At 62.9% G+C, this 18,303-nt stretch carries 12 protein-coding genes; 8 read left to right on the plus strand and 4 right to left on the minus strand.

Annotated elements, in window-relative coordinates; all coding sequences use genetic code 11:
• The first annotated feature begins 197 nt into the window (after nucleotides 1-197).
• Nucleotides 198-2,837 (plus strand): FkbM family methyltransferase, encoded by a 2,640-nt coding sequence (locus tag X946_RS29615; protein WP_152611811.1) that lies wholly within the window; start codon nucleotides 198-200, stop codon nucleotides 2,835-2,837.
• Between the two features lie 24 nt (nucleotides 2,838-2,861).
• Nucleotides 2,862-6,134 (plus strand): glycosyltransferase, encoded by a 3,273-nt coding sequence (locus X946_RS25160; protein WP_081990016.1) that lies wholly within the window; start codon nucleotides 2,862-2,864, stop codon nucleotides 6,132-6,134.
• 360 nt (nucleotides 6,135-6,494) lie between these two features.
• Here X946_RS25160 and X946_RS25165 read toward each other — a convergent pair whose 3' ends face one another.
• The 4 genes from X946_RS25165 to X946_RS34550 form a co-directional block, all read right to left on the minus strand.
• Nucleotides 6,495-7,652: a sialidase family protein gene (locus X946_RS25165; protein ID WP_161788698.1), complete on the minus strand. Its 1,158-nt coding sequence runs from the start codon at nucleotides 7,650-7,652 to the stop codon at nucleotides 6,495-6,497.
• Between the two features lie 58 nt (nucleotides 7,653-7,710).
• The gene (locus X946_RS25170; protein ID WP_038753445.1) at nucleotides 7,711-8,922 is read right to left on the minus strand and encodes a membrane protein; all 1,212 of its coding nucleotides are present in this window, start codon (nucleotides 8,920-8,922) and stop codon (nucleotides 7,711-7,713) included.
• A gap of 358 nt (nucleotides 8,923-9,280) precedes the next feature.
• Nucleotides 9,281-9,853, minus strand: a complete 573-nt coding sequence (locus tag X946_RS25175; protein WP_038753448.1) for a phosphatase PAP2 family protein — start codon at nucleotides 9,851-9,853, stop codon at nucleotides 9,281-9,283.
• A gap of 230 nt (nucleotides 9,854-10,083) precedes the next feature.
• Complete coding sequence (locus X946_RS34550; RefSeq protein WP_152611812.1) at nucleotides 10,084-10,326, minus strand: hypothetical protein; 243 nt, start codon at nucleotides 10,324-10,326, stop codon at nucleotides 10,084-10,086.
• Between the two features lie 439 nt (nucleotides 10,327-10,765).
• Between X946_RS34550 and X946_RS25180 the strand changes: the two genes are divergently transcribed.
• The 6 genes from X946_RS25180 (at nucleotide 10,766) to X946_RS25205 (ending at nucleotide 18,287) form a co-directional block, all read left to right on the plus strand.
• Nucleotides 10,766-11,698: a helix-turn-helix domain-containing protein gene (locus X946_RS25180; protein WP_038753451.1), complete on the plus strand. Its 933-nt coding sequence runs from the start codon at nucleotides 10,766-10,768 to the stop codon at nucleotides 11,696-11,698.
• A gap of 223 nt (nucleotides 11,699-11,921) precedes the next feature.
• The gene (locus X946_RS25185; RefSeq protein WP_038753363.1) at nucleotides 11,922-12,989 is read left to right on the plus strand and encodes a sugar transferase; all 1,068 of its coding nucleotides are present in this window, start codon (nucleotides 11,922-11,924) and stop codon (nucleotides 12,987-12,989) included.
• Nucleotides 12,990-13,053: 64 nt separating this feature from the next.
• A complete protein-coding gene (locus X946_RS25190; RefSeq protein WP_038753364.1) occupies nucleotides 13,054-14,247 on the plus strand; it encodes a polysaccharide biosynthesis/export family protein in 1,194 nt (397 codons plus the stop codon).
• Entirely contained in the window at nucleotides 14,244-14,678 is a 435-nt protein-coding gene (locus X946_RS25195; RefSeq protein ID WP_038753365.1) for a low molecular weight protein-tyrosine-phosphatase, read from the plus strand. Before X946_RS25190 ends, X946_RS25195 begins: the two co-directional genes overlap by 4 nt.
• A 45-nt stretch (nucleotides 14,679-14,723) precedes the next feature.
• On the plus strand, nucleotides 14,724-16,964 hold the full coding sequence (locus X946_RS25200; RefSeq protein WP_038753366.1) for a polysaccharide biosynthesis tyrosine autokinase: 2,241 nt from the start codon (nucleotides 14,724-14,726) through the stop codon (nucleotides 16,962-16,964).
• A gap of 90 nt (nucleotides 16,965-17,054) precedes the next feature.
• The gene (locus X946_RS25205; protein WP_038753453.1) at nucleotides 17,055-18,287 is read left to right on the plus strand and encodes a lipopolysaccharide biosynthesis protein; all 1,233 of its coding nucleotides are present in this window, start codon (nucleotides 17,055-17,057) and stop codon (nucleotides 18,285-18,287) included.
• Nucleotides 18,288-18,303 lie beyond the last annotated feature (16 nt).

Consider the following 18,303-nt stretch of genomic DNA (forward strand, 5'->3'; position numbering starts at 1 on the left):
GGAATGTCTGCTGAATGACGTGGGCATGGATCTGGAGTCGTTGTCCGTCGGCGAGTGCGTCGCATACGCAATGCCATCGCTTCTATACGGTATGATGGTGCGCTCGCCGGGGAGGGGCGTTTGACATGGCAATCGGTTAAACGCAGTGTCGGCTGGCTTCGAGTTGCGCCGTTCCAGCGGCCGTGCGCTGTTGGACCATGACAACCATCAATCACTGTCATATGACAAGTTTCATTTCTTATGCGCAGAATTTCGAAGATGTGATGCTTTGGCGTGCGCTGGGTGGTATCGAGAGCGGCTTTTACATAGATATAGGAGCTCACCACCCGATCATCGATTCTGTCAGTAAGGCGTTCTACGAAAGAGGCTGGCGAGGCATTCACGTCGAACCCACTGCGCATTACGCGGATCTGCTGAGCCGCGACCGCCCCGACGAAGTGATCGTGCAGGCGGCTTTGTCCGATCGCCACGGAACGATTGCCTTTCACGAAATGTCGGGGCTTTCCACCGGGAAGGCCGAAATCGCGCAACGACATCGCGAGTGCGGCATCGAATCGCGGGAAATTCATGTTCCCTGTCTGCAACTGGATGACATCTTCGCTCAGGCAGGTAAGCGAGACATCCACTGGCTAAAAATCGACGTTGAAGGAATGGAGCAGCTGGTGCTGCGCGGATGGCGTTGTCCGATGCTGCCGTGGATCGTCGTGATCGAAAGCACGCTGCCTACGCTGCCGGATGAAAATTGGGAAGAGTGGGAACCTCTTCTGCTGGAAAAGGGTTATCGCTTCGTTTATTTCGATGGCCTGAATCGCTTTTACATCTCATCTCAGCATCTCGAACTCGAGACCGCGTTTCGTGCGTCGCCGAACGTCTTTGACGGATTCTCGTTCCATGGCGATTCGAGCGCTCCGTACTGTGACTATGTGAACGAAATGCACAGGAAGCAGGAGCAGGAGCTCGGGGCACGCATTGAATCGCTGAACGGCACCATCTCGTCGTTGCGAGGAGATCTGGATTGTCGCGAACAGGCTCGGCAGGATCTGATACGGCAACATGACGCGCGCGAGAAGGAATTATCCAATGGCCTCGTGAGCCTCGCGGAGGAGGCGCAACGGGACAGACAGTCGCTGTCCGAGACCTTTGCCGCTCGCGAGCAAGATCTGACGAACCAGTTGCAAGCGACGCGAGCGCAACTTGACGCGCTGGTGGAGCGATCCGCTGCGCGGGAAGCGTCGTTGTCCGAGCAACTGGCGACGGCGAGAAACGACGGCCAACGCGAGCAGCAAGCGCTGCTTCGGGAACTGCACGACAGCGAGTGCGCGCATCGAAATGCGTTGACGCAGCTCAGCGCTGAAATGATCGAGCGTGAGCGTGCGCTGTCAAATCAAGTCGTCGAAATTACCAGAAGCGCCGAACAAAGGACGCAGTCGCTTTTCGCCGAGCTTTTCGCCCGGGAGAAGTCTCATAGTGAGAAGCTCGCCCAACTCCAACGGGATATGGGAGATCGGATCGCTTCGCTGACGGACGCGCATGGTATACGCGAACGCGAGCTGCGGGAGCGAACCGAGGTCATGCGTACGGAACGGGATATCGCGGTACGCGAATGGGAGGAGCGTGAGCGCGCACTTCTCCGTGATTTGCGCGCTCGGGAGACCGTGCATACCACTTCGATTGCCCAGTCCAGGCGAGAATTCGACGAATACGCCGCACGATTGACCGCCGCCCACGATCAGCGCCAGCAGTACCTGACGGAGCAGATCGAGTCATTGCGTCATGAGAAGAGCCGCCTCATGGAGCATTGGGACGACTACCGGCTGGAAGTCGGCAAAAATCAGGCTGCGAGCGACGAGGCGAAGTGTGCGTTGCTGTCCAAAATTGCGGAGCTCGAACAACAGGTGCAGTCGGCCAAGCTTGCCAACGCGGCATTGGATGACGAGATCGCGCAATTGAAGCACATCGAAGCAGAAATCGACGCGCTGAGCAGAACGGTGTGGTGGCGTGCGATGACTCCGGTCAGAGCACTGGCGGGAGTGTTCGGGGCACGCCTCGCGTTGCCGTCTCGCCGGCCGTCGATGGCCCGACGTGAGCCGATCGAAAGGTCTCGACCGCTCGTCGACGAGTCGGACACCGGCCCGTCCCGGCATCGTGGAGACGATGTCGAGCACGCAAGCGTTGCATTGCCGCTGTCGGACGTGAATCCATTGAATCAATCGATCGAGCTTGGAGATTTCATGAAGGCTATAGAACATATCGATCAGTTACTGGATCTCGCCGGGTCCGATTTTGTCGAGGCGGTCTATCGGGTGTTGCTCAACCGATCGACGGACGCCGAGGGAATGAACTATTATCTCGGCCGACTCCGTTCCGGATACGGCAAACAGAATGTCATCGCGCAAGTCGCTCAGTCTCCGGAAGCGAAGATTCATCGTGTTCGCATTCCCGGTTTGGACAACCTCGTAAGAATGCAAAAGCGTTCGCGGCATTGGCTATGGGGGCGTTTCTGCCGGCAGGCGAGTCTGGTTGCCCAGGTTCAGCGGCTCGAATATGTCGTTGACCGTCATGAGCAGCGAATGGACGTAAGGTTGCTAGCCATGGAACGAGGACTCCATGCGATTGTCGAGCGTCTCGAGCGCCTGAAAAACGAAACCGTTGCGACGCATAACAACGCGCTGAGCCCGAGCGGTACTGGGGTCGAAGCGGCTGACATTGAAAAGACGCAGATGGCATCGATTATTGGTGGGCTTGTCCTGCCCGTCGATGGAACGCCGAAGGAACTCATGATTGCGCTGGAAGAAAAAATTGCTGCGTCTCGGGAAGCGGCGTCGTTTGCCCGATAGTTTCCAATGCTGAGGTTTGGTTAGATGCGATTCAACACATCGTTTGCTGGTCGAGTGGTGCAGGTTACAGAGGCTTTGGATTTTGGTGATGCGGTCTCCAGCCACGTCATTGAACTCGACAAGCTGATGAAGGGTTGGGGGCTCGATGCCGCAATATGCTCTAAATGGCACCACGACAGAGTCGCACACCACCGCCACGATATCGACGACCTGCGTTTGACCGAGCGGGACGTGGTGATTTACCACTTCTACGGCTTCTCCGAATACGCACTCGATGCAGTGCTGAGCCAGTATTGCACGAAGATTCTCGTTTATCACAATGTTACGCCGCATGATTTCTTCGAGAAGGGATCGAAGTTTCATCAGTTCTGTTTGAAAGGGCGTCAGCAGCTAAAAGAGGCCATTGGCAGCTTTCACTGTTTTTGGGGAGACAGTGAATTCAATCTCAGCGAGCTTCGTGAACTGGGTGCGAGTTCGCAGAAATGCTTCGTCGTGCCCATCATCGTGCCGTCTCGGGATCGGCGCGGCGCGCAGCGGGCACGCGAGCCCGGTTCGTGGCTCTTCCTCGGACGGATCGCACCCAACAAGAGGCAAGTCGAATTGGTGAGGGCGTTCGCACGGATGCACGCCAGCAAGCCCGACTTAGCCCGCGTACTCTATATCGTCGGCGGTTATGAGGTGGATGATCCGTATTTTCAGACGCTGATGCGTGAGATTGATTCACTGAAAATTCGAGATAGGATCAAGCTAACCGGAAAGATATCAGACGAGGAGCGCGAAGATATTTTTTCGCGCGTCGAAGTTTTTGCTTCGATGAGCGCGCATGAAGGATTCGGCGCGCCCTTGATCGAAGCTCCGCTTCGCGACGTGCCCGTGGCGGCTCTCGAGAAAGCCGCGGTAGGCGAGACGATGGGGGGCGTTCCCGGCTTGGCACGCGACGGTGACGCGTTGATCGCGCTGATCGAGCGGTTCATGTCGGACGATGCGTTTCGTGCAGCCGCGCTTCTCGCTCAGCAGCACAACGCCAGGCGATTCACACCCGAGGCGGTCGCTCGCTCGCTGTTCACCGCCTTGCGAGCCGTCTTGCCTGCGCGCCGGCATTTCAAGACGGTTTCGGTCGTCGTTTGCACCTATAACCGGCGCGATCATCTCGAACGCTGCCTGGATTATCTTCGCCACCAGACTTGCCCCGATTTCGAGGTTATCGTGGTCGACGGCCCGTCGGACGATGGCACGCGGGAATTGCTTGACCGGCAGGCGGCATATGTCAAGATCGCTCGGAATCCTGAGAGAAATCTGGCGATCTCCCGCAATCTCGGCATCGATCTGGCCGACGGCGACATCGTCGCCTTCATCGACGACGATGCGATTCCGTTCGACGATTGGATCGACGCCATCCTGCGCGAATACAACGCTCGCCCGTTGACGACAGCCGGGCTGGGCGGCCCCGCTTACTACGCGGGCTCGTTTTGGTTTCAGGCCGAAGACAATGGTATCAATCGCTTTTCCGAGGCGAAGGTCAACATCGATAGCGACGATATCGGAAAGCACGGGTGGTATCGGTACAATACAGGCACCAATGCGACGTTTGTGCGCCGTCATCTGGATGCGGTGGACGGATTCGACGAGCAATTCGACTATTATCTAGATGAAGCCGAGCTGTGCTTCCGCCTTCAACAGTCGAATACGCTGATCGGGTACTCCCCTGAGGTGATTGTTCGCCACGAATTCGCGCAGAGCCACAATCGCGGCGGAAAGTACAATTACAACTGGGCGACGATCTGCAAGAACACGGCCTATTTCATTGCCGCCTATTCCGGCCTGTCGCAGGCGGATCTGCGCTCGTATATCGAAACGCGCATGAAAGCGGAACGTGTCGCACCGCTCGACGCCGCTGTGAATTCAGGCGATTTGCCCGCCGTCGATCGGGACCGTCACGTTCAAGCAATTTGGCGCGGCGTCGAACAAGGTCTAGCAGACGCCAAACATCATCCGCGAACCCGCAAGCTTGCCCCGTCGCCAGGCGCGTTCAAGCCATATCGCGTGACCGCGTCGTATCCCCGCGTCGGTATGGAGGTCAAGCGGCTTCACGTTTGCATCGTCACGAAAGAGTTTCCACCGTTTGCTGGCAACGGCGGCGTCGGCACCCTGTATTACCATTTGGCGAGCGAACTGCTGCTCATGGGGCATGAAGTATCGATCATTACCCCATCAGGTGAGGACAAGGTTCATCGCCAGGGACGCTTCAGCGTCTATTTCTCGAAAGTGCAACCGGACGCCTGGGTGGACGGACTCGATCGCGGCTTCACTGGTAATCTGCAGTGGTCGCTAAGCGCGCTGTCTGCGCTCGCGAAGCTCCATCGAGAGCGCCCGATCGATGTGGTGGATTCATCGCTGTGGGACAGCGAAGCTTTGGCGTTCTCGCTTTTGCCGAAAACGGCGCGTCCACCGCTGGTATTGCGTCTTGTCACACCATTTCCGGTCACGTCTCGCATTAATGGCTGGTCGGTTCCCGACGACGTGACGGAACTTTTCGTCGAGGCGGAAAGAACGCTGCTGAACAACGCGAATGCAGTCGTGCCGATCAGCGAGTCCATTGCCTGGACCGTCGAGAAGGAACACGGCGTGCAGCGGGACGTCCGGTGGCACATGGCGCATTGCGGGATTGCGTATTGGCCGTTTTTCGACGTGAACCAGGGGTATGCGGAATTTCGCGAGTTCGAGAAGGTATCGCGTCAAACACTCGATTCAGCAAATCTGGTCGTGTTCGTCGGGCGGCTTGAACGGCGCAAGGGCATAGATCTGTTGTTGGGGGGGGCGCAGCGAATTCTTGACGCCGATCCGCGAGCGCATCTACTCGTCGCGGGACGCGACCCGGAAGGCTGGGCGCAACGGGCAGTGCACATGCTGTCGCCAGCCGTACGCGATCGCATCCATTTCCTCGGCGAAGTCAGCGATGCCACGCGCGACAAGCTGCTTGCCCGTGCGCATTGCCTCGTTTTTCCGTCACGCTACGAATCGTTCGGTCTGGTGCCGCTCGAGGCGTTCGTCCATGGAGTGCCGGTGATCGCGTCGAGGAGCGGGGCGATTCCGGAGGTGGTGGCGCATGAGTCGTGTGGATTGCTTTTCGATCCGGAAGATCACGATTCTCTCGCTGACAACGTTATTCGCGTCCTCAATGAGCCTGGTTTGCGAGCGCGTCTCTCGGAGGGGGCGCGGTCTCAGATCCGTCGTTTCAGCAGCCGGGCCAGCGCAGCGGGAGCGGTTGGTGTGTACGTCGACCTGATCGCCGTTTAGTCGATGGAGGTGGCATCGTGGCGGTAACGCGCATGGATGTACGGTGCGCGCTTGCCGTACCGCATCGCGCCGTCCGTTCTTTGACGGACCAGATATCATCCGATACCGCAAGCGTCAGCGCAGCGTCGTCGATGTACCGCTAGGCATGTGAGTATTGCGCGTCGCACATTGCGCGATGCGGTTTTCCGTAGAGAAGTGCGACTAGAGCGTGCGCGTCGATACGCAGAGGACCGAACCATTCGCGAACCGGTACGCTGACGTTGCTTGCAGTGGCCGTCCTGAGCCTGGTGCGCGTGCGTGTCGGACCGCCGCGTCGCGACGTTAGATCGTATCGCATTCCGGTCCGCTGCATTCCGGCCGTCAATCCGGGAGCGCCTTGTCGCGCTTCGCCGCCTCCGCATGCCTGAAATCGCGCACCCGCACGAACGTTACGTAGTTCGAATCGTGCTGATTGCGCGCGCCGCCTTCGCTATCGTCGAAAGCCATCCGCACGACCGCGACGATGTCGTCGCCTTCGAATTGCCAATCCGCATACTGAAAGCCGTGCCGCTGCTGATCCACGCTCTGAAGCAGCACGCGCTCGACGCTCCAGTGACGCAGATCGGGCGACGACGTCAGCGCGAGCGTGTTTCTCACGCGTTCGAGATTCGCGCTGCCGTCGGCGTTCGGCACCGCGTTCGCGAGCGACCAGTAGCGTCCCGAGCGGGAATCGAATCGGATCGTGAACTTCTTGCCGCCGCCCGGAAAATCGACGAAGTCGTGCGCCGGATCGAACGACAGCGACCGGCCGTCCGCGAGCACGCGCACGAGCGCCGCCTTCTCCGGCCCGTGCTTCGTGTTCACGCGCAACACGATCGCCGGATCGCGCTCGCCCGTCGACACGACGCTGCCTTCCTCCCACGTCAGAAAGTTGTTGTTGAGCCACGAATGATCGGACGGCAGCGGCTTCGGCGTGCGCCAGTTGCGCGTGTCGAGTAGATCTCCGTCGGCGGGTGCGGATAGCACGAGCGAACGCAGGTCGCCGCCGTCGATGACTTCGAACGCGCGCCATACGCGGCCCCGGTCGACGAGTACCGGCACGGCCCCCGTGATGTAGCGGCCGTTGAGCGCGAAGCGTCCGGATTGCACGTCGTTCGGCGTCGTCCACGTCGCGCCGCCGTCCGTCGAGCGGCGAATCACCGGCGTGCCCATCGAGCGATCGGTGCCCATCAAGTACAGCGCGCCACCGACGACGAAAAGCGACGACCAGTATTGGCCGGCCACGACGCTCAGCTTTTCCCAGGTCTGCCCGCTGTCGTGCGACGCGAACACGTGCACTTCGTCGGGCAGCGCGGACGGGCCGAACATGTCGTGCGACGCGACATAGGTGCCGTCGGGCAGGATCGCGAGCGACGGCGAGCCGAGGAACACGTGCGTCGCCGCCGCGCTGTGCGCGATCACCCGGCCGGGCGGCGCGGCGGGCGGCACTTGTGGGGCCGACGACGCAACGACGGACGCGCAGAACAGGCAGGCCAGCATCCCATGAATTGACATCGATATTCTCCTTCGCGTTTCGGCACGCGTTCGGCGGCGGACGCTAGGGGCACGACGCGCCGGTCGCGCTCAGCCGGCCGGTACCGGCCCGTTCGCGACGCTCGGGCGAGCGCTCGGCATGCCCCGCGTGTCCGGCGACGACGAACATCAAGAGCGTGAGCCACAGCATGCCGTATAGCGCGTGGAACTTGAACAGAAGGAGCGGCAGCAGATACAGCAGCAGGCGCCGCCGGCCGCGCCGCCGGAACAGCATGAACAGCGCGCCGAAGAACGCGGTGACGCCGACGCCGCCGGTGGCGAACAGCAGATACACGTAGAACGAGCTGTCGCGCACCTGATAGCCGCGCAGGTGCGTCTTGCCGACGTTGTTCCGCTCGTCCCAGAAGAGGCCGTTGCCGAATGCGTCGGCGAGCGCGTCTCGCGCGCTCAGCTCGCGCAGCACGAGCGTGCGGCTGCCGAGCGCGTCGTAGTCGGCGGATTGATTCACGCGCTTGTCGTACACGCCGTACATCGCCGGCGCGATCGCGAGCGCGACCGCGACGATCACGAGCTTGATCCGGATCGACGAGCGTCCGGCGAGGAAGTGCACGCCGAACAGCAGCGCGCAGACGATGATCGCCGCGATCGAGAACGACAGCAGCGCGGTCGCGAACGCGACGATCGTCGCAGCCGCCATGCGCCGCTTCGCTAGCAGCAGGACGACGCCCGCGGGCACGACCGTCATCGCGTAGAACGACGGCTCCGAATAGAGGCCGAGCGCGCGGATCGAGATGAGGCTGTCGCTCAGCGCCTTCGTCGCGTACAACGCTTCGGAATCGCTCTCGCGGACGTAGCTGTCGAAGTCGATGAAGTGGCCGGAGATCAGGTAGTAGCCGAGTTGCACGAGGAAGAACGCGGCATGCACGTAGATCAGCGCCTCGCATGTCCGCTCGAGCGAGCGCATCGACAGCACGCCGCTCGCGAACAGCCAGAACGCGAGCGCGATGTAGGTTTCGATCAGCACGAACTTGACGTAGAAGTTCGCGTAGAAATCGCCGAACGCGGACACGATGAACGCGGCGCTTACGCTGAGCATCCAGTACGCGGCGATGGCGGGCAGCCGGTGCTGGCGCGCGAACAGCGTCGGTGCGCGGAACAGCGCAAGGACGGCGAGCAGCGCATAGGCCGCGAAGCTCGCGCGCACGCTGAACGCGTTCAGCGAAAAGAAGCAGGCGCTGGTGGCGAAGAGCAGGGTGGGAACGCTCGCGCGTCGCATGAAGACTCCGTGGTTCGTGAGCGGCGCACGCTTTCGAGCCGTGCTGCTCGAACGTCGCGCGTTGAGCGCGCTGGCATCGCGCGGCGACGCTTCCGAAGCGAGATCGCCGGCATGCACGCGCACGGCGCCGATGTCGACCGTCGCATGCGCGGCGCGCGCCTCGACGCGCTCGATGGTGCCGTCTGTCGCGCCTCGACGGCGCGCTTCGCTTGCCGTGCGAAACGCTCGCCGGCATGCATCGGGCATCGATGCGCCGCGGTGCCCGGGAGTATAGCGACGCGTGCGCTTTCGCACGCGCGCGCGTCCGATCGGGACGGGGTTTCGGCGGCTGGCGACTAGTCCTGGCCGCAACCGACCGTCACCAGGGGAGTTGACGGCAGAGGAACGGCGAGTATTGCTCGATCGCAGCTTGAATCGGCGCGTGTCTCCCGTAGGAGACGGCGAGCACTGCCATTAGCGAAACCGACGCGTACAGCCACAGGCGTCGCGACACAGCGGGTGCGCCTTTCCATAGCACGAACGACAGCGTGACGAGCGTGCCGACCGCCCATCCGGCGATTACTTCGGACACCGTATGTGCTTTGTCGAACACGCGTGCCGTGCCGATCAACGCGGCGAGCACGAGACCCGCCGTCAATGCCATGTCCGAGCGCAGCCATTGCAGGCCGAGCAGGAGCGCCATCGGCCACACCGCCGATGCGAGCATCGTGTGGCCGCTGACGACGCGAAAGTCGATCGCGCGAATCTGCACGCCGCACCCCGCGTAGAGGATCTTCGTCAAGCCGACGACGAGCATGCCGGCCGCGAGCAGCACGAGCCACGACAGCGCGTCGCGCCGCTCGGGCGACGAGCGGACGAGCCATGCGCAGCAGACGACGGAAAGAGGAAGGGTCAAGGCGGCGTCGCCCAGATCGCTGATGGCAGACCACATCGCGTGCATTCGCTCAAAAAAACGCAGTATTGTAAGGCGGCGCTGCGAGCGACTGCAGTTTCTCGCGCCACAAGCGCGGGCTGCCGTCGGATTTGTCCAATCGATGCGAGTCGCGTTAATGCGCGGGTATCGCGCATCACGCCTCACATATATGAAATCGCCGATGCGCGGTGATCACAGGCATTGTTCGCGCCGCAAAATCGGCTTCGACCGGACATTATCGAAAAGCGCTAGATGAATATCGTAAAAATACGCAATAGCCTAAAGGCATGCCGGTAACGAAAGATCAATTCCAATTGTAAAAATACATGCGATTCGGCGACGAATTCGATAGAGTCGGCGCCAAGGCGGCGTACGCATTGCATCTCGTTTGCATGCGAGATCGCCATATTTCCTCCACAAGAAACGGCAGCGCGGCGCGTCGGTGAATGAACGCGCAGGCGTGCGCCGGTGCTGCCGTGCGGCCGCTCCATTCACTTGCAGTCCGTCTGGATCGCCAGTGCGACGCGGCACCGGGCGCGTCTGTCTTCATCCGTCGTCCATATCGGATGCTCCGCGCGCGGCCAGTGATTCAGTTGCCGAAAGATCGTCTGAAATCGACAAGCGCGCGCGTGTCTTTTGATGCAATGTGCGCACCAATCCGAATTGGATCGATCAATAAATGATGGAATCGATGTCCAGATTCAATCCGCCAACATGGCGTCGTAATCAGACAGAAAGATTGTTGCAGCCATTTGAAGGAATATGATGCACCGCAGAATAGACATTGCTGAATGAGTGGAAAGGGCCGGCGGGATGGAATGCGCGTTCAACATTGGTCGGATGGGAGCACACGTGAGTCGTGGTGCAGCTTTCGGTGGCGTGTGCTACCGGAAAGGAATCGCTGTCGTCTTGTTTGACGGCTTTTCGTTGATGCACGCGGGACGCATGGCGGAGATCTTCAATCTCGTCAACCGTTTCCGACATGCAGACGCGGAATCCGGCGGCGATTACGAGATGTTGCTGCTGTCGGCGAAGGGCGGTGCGGTGTATTCGTCGTCCGGCATTCCCGTTTGGTCCCAGCCGCTGCACGAGCGCGCGCTCGACAGCGTGCATGCGATTTTCGCAATCGGCGAACCGGATGCGTCCGATCGTGACGATGAAAAGGTGTCCGAATGGTTGCGCAACGCGCGGGCCCACGTTCGCGCGGCGGACGGGGCGCGTCGCCTGTTGGGGCTCGCGAATCTCGAGCGCGGCGATGTGGCCGCGGATGATCTGTCGATCGACACGATGCTCTCAGGCGCCGCGTCCGCCGAGAAAGTCCATCCGACCGCGGCGGAACGTGCTGCATTCTCGGCCGCGCTCGCCGTCATTCGACACGATTGCGGCGACGGCGTCGCGCACGAGGTTGCCGAGCGTTTGTGCCCGGCGATCGCCGCCCGGCCCGCCGAGTCGGCGTTCGCCGCGCGAGAGGCGCGTGCGAGCAAGTTGATTCGCGCGTCGGTCCAACAACTGCGCGACAACAGCGCGAACCGCATTTCGATCGCCGACACGGCGCATGCGGCGGCGATGAGCGAGCGCAACTTCCTGCGCCGATTCAAGCAGGAGATCGGCGTGACGCCGTCGGAGTTCGTGCAGAAAGTTCGGCTCGAGCATGCATGCCACATGCTCGTGCATACCGACCTTCCGGTCGACAAGATCGCGCGGCGCACGGGGCTCGGCAGCGGCGATCGTCTCGCGAAACTGTTTCGCCAGCATCTGTCGATGTCGCCGACCGAGTATCGCGCAGTCGAGCGCAGCCGAGGCGCAGGTGCGGATCTCGCATGCGACGAATTCGAGTCGCGGCTGAGCGAATCGATTTCATAACAAGCGGCGCGCCGCGCCTGTCGTCTTACCCCTAACCTCAGCTTTGCCACGCTCACGTGCGAGGCCGTGAGCGTCGTTCGGACTTCGTCGGGCGATGAACGCCGAACGTTTGTCGATGCGGATGTCGATGCATCGATGAAAGGCGAGCGGAACGCCGAGCATGGCGGGTAAAAATATAGAAGTGCGAAGTAAATTTTTGATGAAACGCAATCGAGGTTCACATATGCCAGCGATATTTCCCAGAGTCGTCGACATCGCGGTGATCGTGGTCGGCGCGTTCCTTCCGATCCTGATCGAGGCGTCCGGCAGCCCGAACGCGCAGTTCTTCGACGGATCGCTGGTGGCGTTCGCCGCTGCGCTGTCGCTGTCGGTTTTTCCCGCATGTGGGATCTACGAGTCGTCCCGGCGGCGCTCGCCCGTGCATCTGATCAGCCGCACCGCGCTCGCATGGCTCGTCGTGCAGGGCGGCACCGTCGCGCTGCTGTACGCGCTGCGCCGCGCGCAAATTCTCTCGAGCGAGTGGTTCGCGTACTGGACGGTCACGAGCGGCATAGGGCTGTTGATTTTTCGTGCGGTCACGCTCGCTATCTTCGGCCTTGTCGAGCGCGCGAGCCGTCAGGTGAAGGCCGCGACGCTCGATCAGGTGGGCCACGTCGCGCATCGCATGCGCACGTCGGGCATCGCGAAGCGGATCGTCAAGCGCGCGTTCGACGTGGCCGCCGCGTCGTGCTTGATCGCGGTGTTATCGCCGGTGCTCGCCGTGATCGCTTTTCTCGTCATGCGCGACGGCGGCCCGGCCGTATTCGGGCACATGCGCATCGGGCGGGACGGCCGCCGCTTCAAGTGCCTGAAATTCCGCTCGATGGTGATGAACGCCGACGCCGTGCTGAAGGCGCTGCTCGAACGCGATCCGCACGCGCGCGCGGAATGGGCGCGCGAATTCAAGTTGAAGAACGACGTGCGAATCACGCCGATCGGCCGCTTCCTGCGTCGAAGCAGCCTCGACGAACTGCCGCAGCTGCTGAACGTCGTGAAGGGCGAGATGAGCCTCGTCGGGCCGCGGCCGATCGTCGAGGCGGAGCTTGCGCGCTACGGCGAGGACGTTCGCTACTACCTCGCCGCGAAGCCCGGCATGACCGGACTGTGGCAGGTGAGCGGCCGCAACGATACCGATTACGCGACACGCGTTTCGCTCGACGTGTCGTATGTGAAGGAATGGTCGCTTCGACGCGATCTGTACATCCTGTTGAAAACGGTCAACGTGGTCCTACGCGGATCGGGCGCGTATTGAGCGCGCGCTTCGCGGCGATCGGCGGCCGGAGAGGGCCGGAACTAGAAAGTGAGTCGAGGTGTAGATGGGTAGTCTGGGGGAAGCAGGCGGCGTCGCGCCGCCGACACGCACGTACGGCGCACGCGTGCGTTTGTTGACGATGTGGGTGCCGCTATGCGTGGTGCTCGCCGGATGCGGCGTCGCGCCGGGCATGCGGATGAAGCAGCCGGCGAACGTGCCGGTATCGAGCGCTGACGCAAGCGCGTCGAATGAGGCCGGCCGCGAGCCGCGCGGCGAGCAACTGCCGGTTCCGATCACGAACATCGATCTGAATCTGATCCGCACGCTGCGCGACGCGCAGCGCGGCGCGCGCGGCGCGTCCGATCTCGCGACGCCGGTGTCCGGCTACACGATAGGGCGCGGCGACGTGCTGCAGATCACGGTCTGGGATCATCCCGAGCTCGCGGCGGCGCTCGGCGCGCAGCAGCAGACGGCCGCGCGCACGGCCGATGCGCCGGCAGGCTTCGTCGTCGATCAAGACGGCACGCTGCAGTTTCCGTTCGTCGGACGCATCGCCGTCGCCGGGCTCAAGCCCGAGCAGGTGCAGGCGCGGCTCGCACGCAAGCTCGCGGAGACGTTTCGCGATCCGCAGGTGACGGTGCGCATCGCGTCGTTCCGCGCGAAGCAGGTCTATATCGAAGGCGAAGTGCATACGCCAGGCTCGCAGCCGCTCAACGACATTCCGATGACGCTGCACGACGCGGTGAGCCGCGCGGGCGGTTTCTCGACGAGCGCGGACCAGAGCCGCGTGATGCTCGTGCGCAACGGCGTCGAGCAACGGATCGATCTGTCGGGCGCCGGGCAGGGGATCAATCCTTCGCGGGTCGTCCTCAAGGACGGCGATCTGCTGCGCATTCCGCCGCGCGACGAGAGCGGCGTGTTCGTGATGGGCGAGGTCAACAAGCCGGTCACCGCGCTGCCGATGCGCAACGGCCGCTTGATGCTGAGCGACGCGCTGTCGCAGGCAGGCAGCCTGAACGCGACGACGGCCGATGCGGCGCAGCTGTATGTGATTCGCGGCTCGCTCGACGCGAAGCCGCAGATCTACCGGCTCGACGCGAGCTCGCCTGTCGCGATGGTGCTCGCGAACCAGTTCGAGCTCGAGCCGAAGGACATCGTCTATGTCGACGGCAACGGGCTCGTGCGGTTCAGCCGCGTGCTCAGCCTGTTGCTGCCGGCCGTCAACGCCGGCCTGACCGCGGCGGTCGTGACCAAATGATCGAATCGATTCTCGTCGTCTGCGAAGGCAACCTCTGCCGCAGCCCGATGGCGGCCGCGTTCTTCGCGGCCGCGCTGCCGGGGAGAGCGGTGACGTCGGCGGGCTTCGACGCGCTCGTCGGGCTGCCCGCCGCGCCGTTCGCGCAGGACGTGATGCGTGAGCGCGGCATCGATCTCTCCGCGCATCGCGCGCAGCAGCTCGGCCGCGCGCAGTGCGCTTCGGTGGACCTGATTCTCGTGATGGACCGCACGCAGCGGCGGCACGTCGAGGACCGGTATCCGCTCGCGCGCGGCAAGGTGTTTCGCATCGGCGAGCATGAGAACTTCGACGTTCACGATCCCTATCGCCAACCGCGCTTCGTGTTCGAGCGGTCCGCGCGGCTCATCGAGCTCGGCGTGAACGGCTGGCTGTCGCGGCTGCGGCTCGTGTGAACGATCGCGCGCACGCGCGGAACCGAATCCCCAAGATCTCGATACATGAATTCCAACCAATCCGGCACACAAGCGCTTCCCGAGAGCGACGGCGAAACCGACTTCATCGCCATTCTCGACATCCTGATCGAAAGCCGCTGGCTGATCGCGGCGATCGCGACCGGCTGCTTTGCGATCGGCGTCGCGTATGCGGTGCTCAGCAAGCCCGTCTATCAGGCGGACATCCTGATTCAGGTCGAGGACAGCCCCGACACGTCCGCCGCGAAGAGCCTGCTCGGCGATGTTTCGTCGCTCTTCGACGTGAAATCGTCCGCGGCGGCGGAGACGCAGATTCTCGCGTCGCGGCTTGTCGTGTCGCGCGCGGTCGACCAGTTGAAGCTCTTCGTCGATGCGAAGCCGAAGCGCTTTCCGTTGATCGGCAATTGGCTCGCGCGCCGCAATGAGGGGCTGTCGAATCCGGGCTTCGCCGGCTTCGGCGGCTATGCGTGGGGCCAGGAGCGCATCGACGTCGCGACGTTCGATGTGCCGCGTTCGCTCGAAGGCGACAAGTTCGAGCTGACGATGCTCGATGCGCGCCGCTATCGGCTCGCGGGCGGCGATCTCGAACGCGGCGCCGAAGGCGTGGTCGGCAGGCTCGAACGCTTTGCGGCGAAGGGCGGGGCGATCGCGCTGCGTGTCGATGCGGCCGCCGCGAAGCCGGGTGCGACGTTCGTGCTCGTGCGCCGCTCGCGTTTGCGCACGATCGAGGATCTGCAGGACAACCTCGACGTGCAGGAGCGCGTCAAGCAATCGGACGTGGTCGTCGCGAGCCTGCGCGACACCGATCCGGAGCTCGTCAGCAGCGCGCTCAATGAAATCGGGCGGCAATACGTCGCGCAGAACATCCAGCGCAAATCGGCGGAGGCCGCGCAATCGCTCGAGTTTCTCAACGCCCAGCTGCCGACGCTCAAGCAGCACCTGACCGATTCCGAAGCACGCCTGACGAAATTGCGAGACGAGCACGGAACCGTCGATTTGACCGAAGAGGCGAAGCTCGTGCTCGCGCAATCGGCCGATGCGAAGACACGCCTGCTCGAGCTGCAGCAGAAGCGGCAGGAGCTGCTGTCGCGCTTCACGCCGAAGCATCCGAGCGTCGTCGCGATCGATCGGCAGATCGCCGCGCTCGACGGCTATCGCGGCGCGGCCGAGCAGCAAATCAAGCGGCTGCCGGATCTGCAGCAGCAGATCGTGCGACTGATGCTCGACGTGAAGGTCGACACCGATCTCTACACGGCGTTGCTGAACAACATGCAGCAGTTGCAGCTCGTGCGAGCGGGGAAGGTCGGCAACGTGCGGCTCGTCGATACGGCAGCGGTGCCGGAAGTGCCCGTCAAGCCGAAGAAGGCGCTTGTCGCGATCGCGTCGCTGCTGATCGGCGTGCTCGCCGGCTGCGGGACCGCGGTCGGCCGCTCGATGCTGTTTCATGGCATTTCCGATCCGAACGAGATCGAGCGCCGTCTGGGCATGAACGTCTATGCGACCGTGCCGCGCAGCGAGCAGCAGCGGGCGCTGACCGAGCGCGCGAAGCGCAAGGAGCGCGCGATGTCGCTGCTGTCCGTCGTGCATCCGGACGAGCCGGCCGTCGAGAGCCTGCGCAGTCTGCGCACGGCGCTGCAGTTCGCGATGCTCGAAGCGAAGAACAACGTCGTCGTGATCGCGGGCCCCGCGCCGGGCGTCGGCAAGTCGTTCGTGTCGGCGAATCTCGCCGCGGTGCTGACGATGGCCGGCAAGCGCGTGCTGCTGATCGACGGCGACATCCGCAAGGGGCATCTGAACGACTATCTCGGCCTCGCGCGCGGCAAGGGATTCTCCGAACTGATCGCGGGCGCGGTGCAGCCGGACGACGTGCTGCATCGCGACGTGATCGCCGGGCTCGACTTCATCTCGACGGGCGCGATGCCGAAGAACCCGGCGGAACTGTTGCTCAACCCGCGCGTGCCCGAGTTGATCGATGCGTTCTCGACGCGCTACGACGTCATCGTGATCGATTCGCCGCCGGTGCTCGCGGTGGCCGATACGGGCATCCTCGCCGCGACGGCGGGCACTGCGTTTCTCGTCGCGCTCGCCGGCTCGACGAAGCTCGGCGAGATTGCCGAATCCGCGAAGCGCCTCGCGCAGAACGGCGTGCGGCTGAGCGGCATCGTGTTCAACGGGATCAATCCGCGGCTCGGCCAGTACGGGTACGGATCGAAGTACGGCGGCTATCGCTACGTTGCGTACGAATACGGAGCGAAGCGCGATGCGTGACGTTCATGTGTACGCGAGCGGAAGCGACGGTGATCGTCGGTTCTGCGCGGCGTGCGCGCGGCGCGCGCATTCGACTGCCGGAGCGCGGCGATGATCCGTGCTCGCGATTCGATCGTGTCGCTGTGCGGCGTCGTCGCCGGGCAGATCGCGCTTTTCGGCTGTATCTCGCTGATCGGGCGCTTCCAGGGCCCGGAGGCGCTCGGCCATTTCAACTATTTGCTCGCGCTTGCGACGTTCGCCGGCACGCTGCTCGCGGGCCGCTACGAGCTCGCTTGCGTGAGCGACAGTGCGGCGGAGTCGTTCAACGCGCTCGTGAACGTGATGGCGCTCGGCACGGCGATCGTCGCGCTCGGCGGTGCGGCGATTTTCGTGACGGGCCGTGCGGAGCTGGTCGCCGTCGCCGCGTATGGCTTTGCCGTATTCATTCAATTGGCCGCGGGCGGCTATCTGAACAGCCTGAGGCGCTATGGCTGGATCGCCGCGAGCCGCATCGCCGTGAACGGTTCGTTTCTCGCTTGTATGCTCGCCGCGACGTTCGTGCCGACGCTCGGAAGAGTCGACGCGTTCGGCACATATACGGCGGTCACGGTATTCGTCGCACTGTCGATGCTGCTCGCGGTTGCCTGTCACGGCAAGCGGCGCGGCTATTCGTTCGAAGTGACGCGTGCATTCTTCGTCGAGCATAGCCGCTTCGCGAAGTACATCTTGCCGTCGACGCTTTGCGGCTCGGTGTTGACCTATGCGCTCGCGATCGTGATTCCACACTGGTTCGATGCGCAGAGCGCGGGCTATTTCGCGGCCGCGTATCGGCTCGGTTTCTTTCCGGTATCGCTGGTTGCGCAGAGCCTCGGCGGCGTGTTTCGGCGCGACGCGATGGCCGCGATGGCGCGTGATGACGCACGAGCGATGGTGCCGAAGGTATTCGGCGCGTATGCGCGCTCGCTCGCGCTGCTCGCGGCGGGCTATGCAGCAGGCGGCGCGCTGCTGTTCGGCCCGCTCGTCGGGCTCTTCTTCGGCGCGCGCTGGAGCGGCGCGATCGCGTTCTTCCAATGCATGATCCCGCTCTTCGCATTCCAGATGATCTATGTGCCGCTGTCGCAGATCTTTCTCGCGGCGCGCGCGCAGCGCATCGATTTCCTGTTTCAGCTCGGCTCAGGCGTCGTGCTCGCCGGTGCGTTGTGTACGGCGAAGCTCGCGGATCTGTCGGTGCTCGCGAGCGTGCGCCTGTTTTCCTTTTCCGGCGCCGTGCTGATGATCGCCGGCATCGCGCTGACGTTTGGCGTGATGAAAGGCAGCGTGTCTCGTCGGCGTGCCGACGCATGACGTTTCCTCCAATTCT

The sequence above is a fragment of the Burkholderia sp. ABCPW 111 genome (assembly GCF_000773065.1).
GTDB lineage: Bacteria > Pseudomonadota > Gammaproteobacteria > Burkholderiales > Burkholderiaceae > Burkholderia > Burkholderia savannae.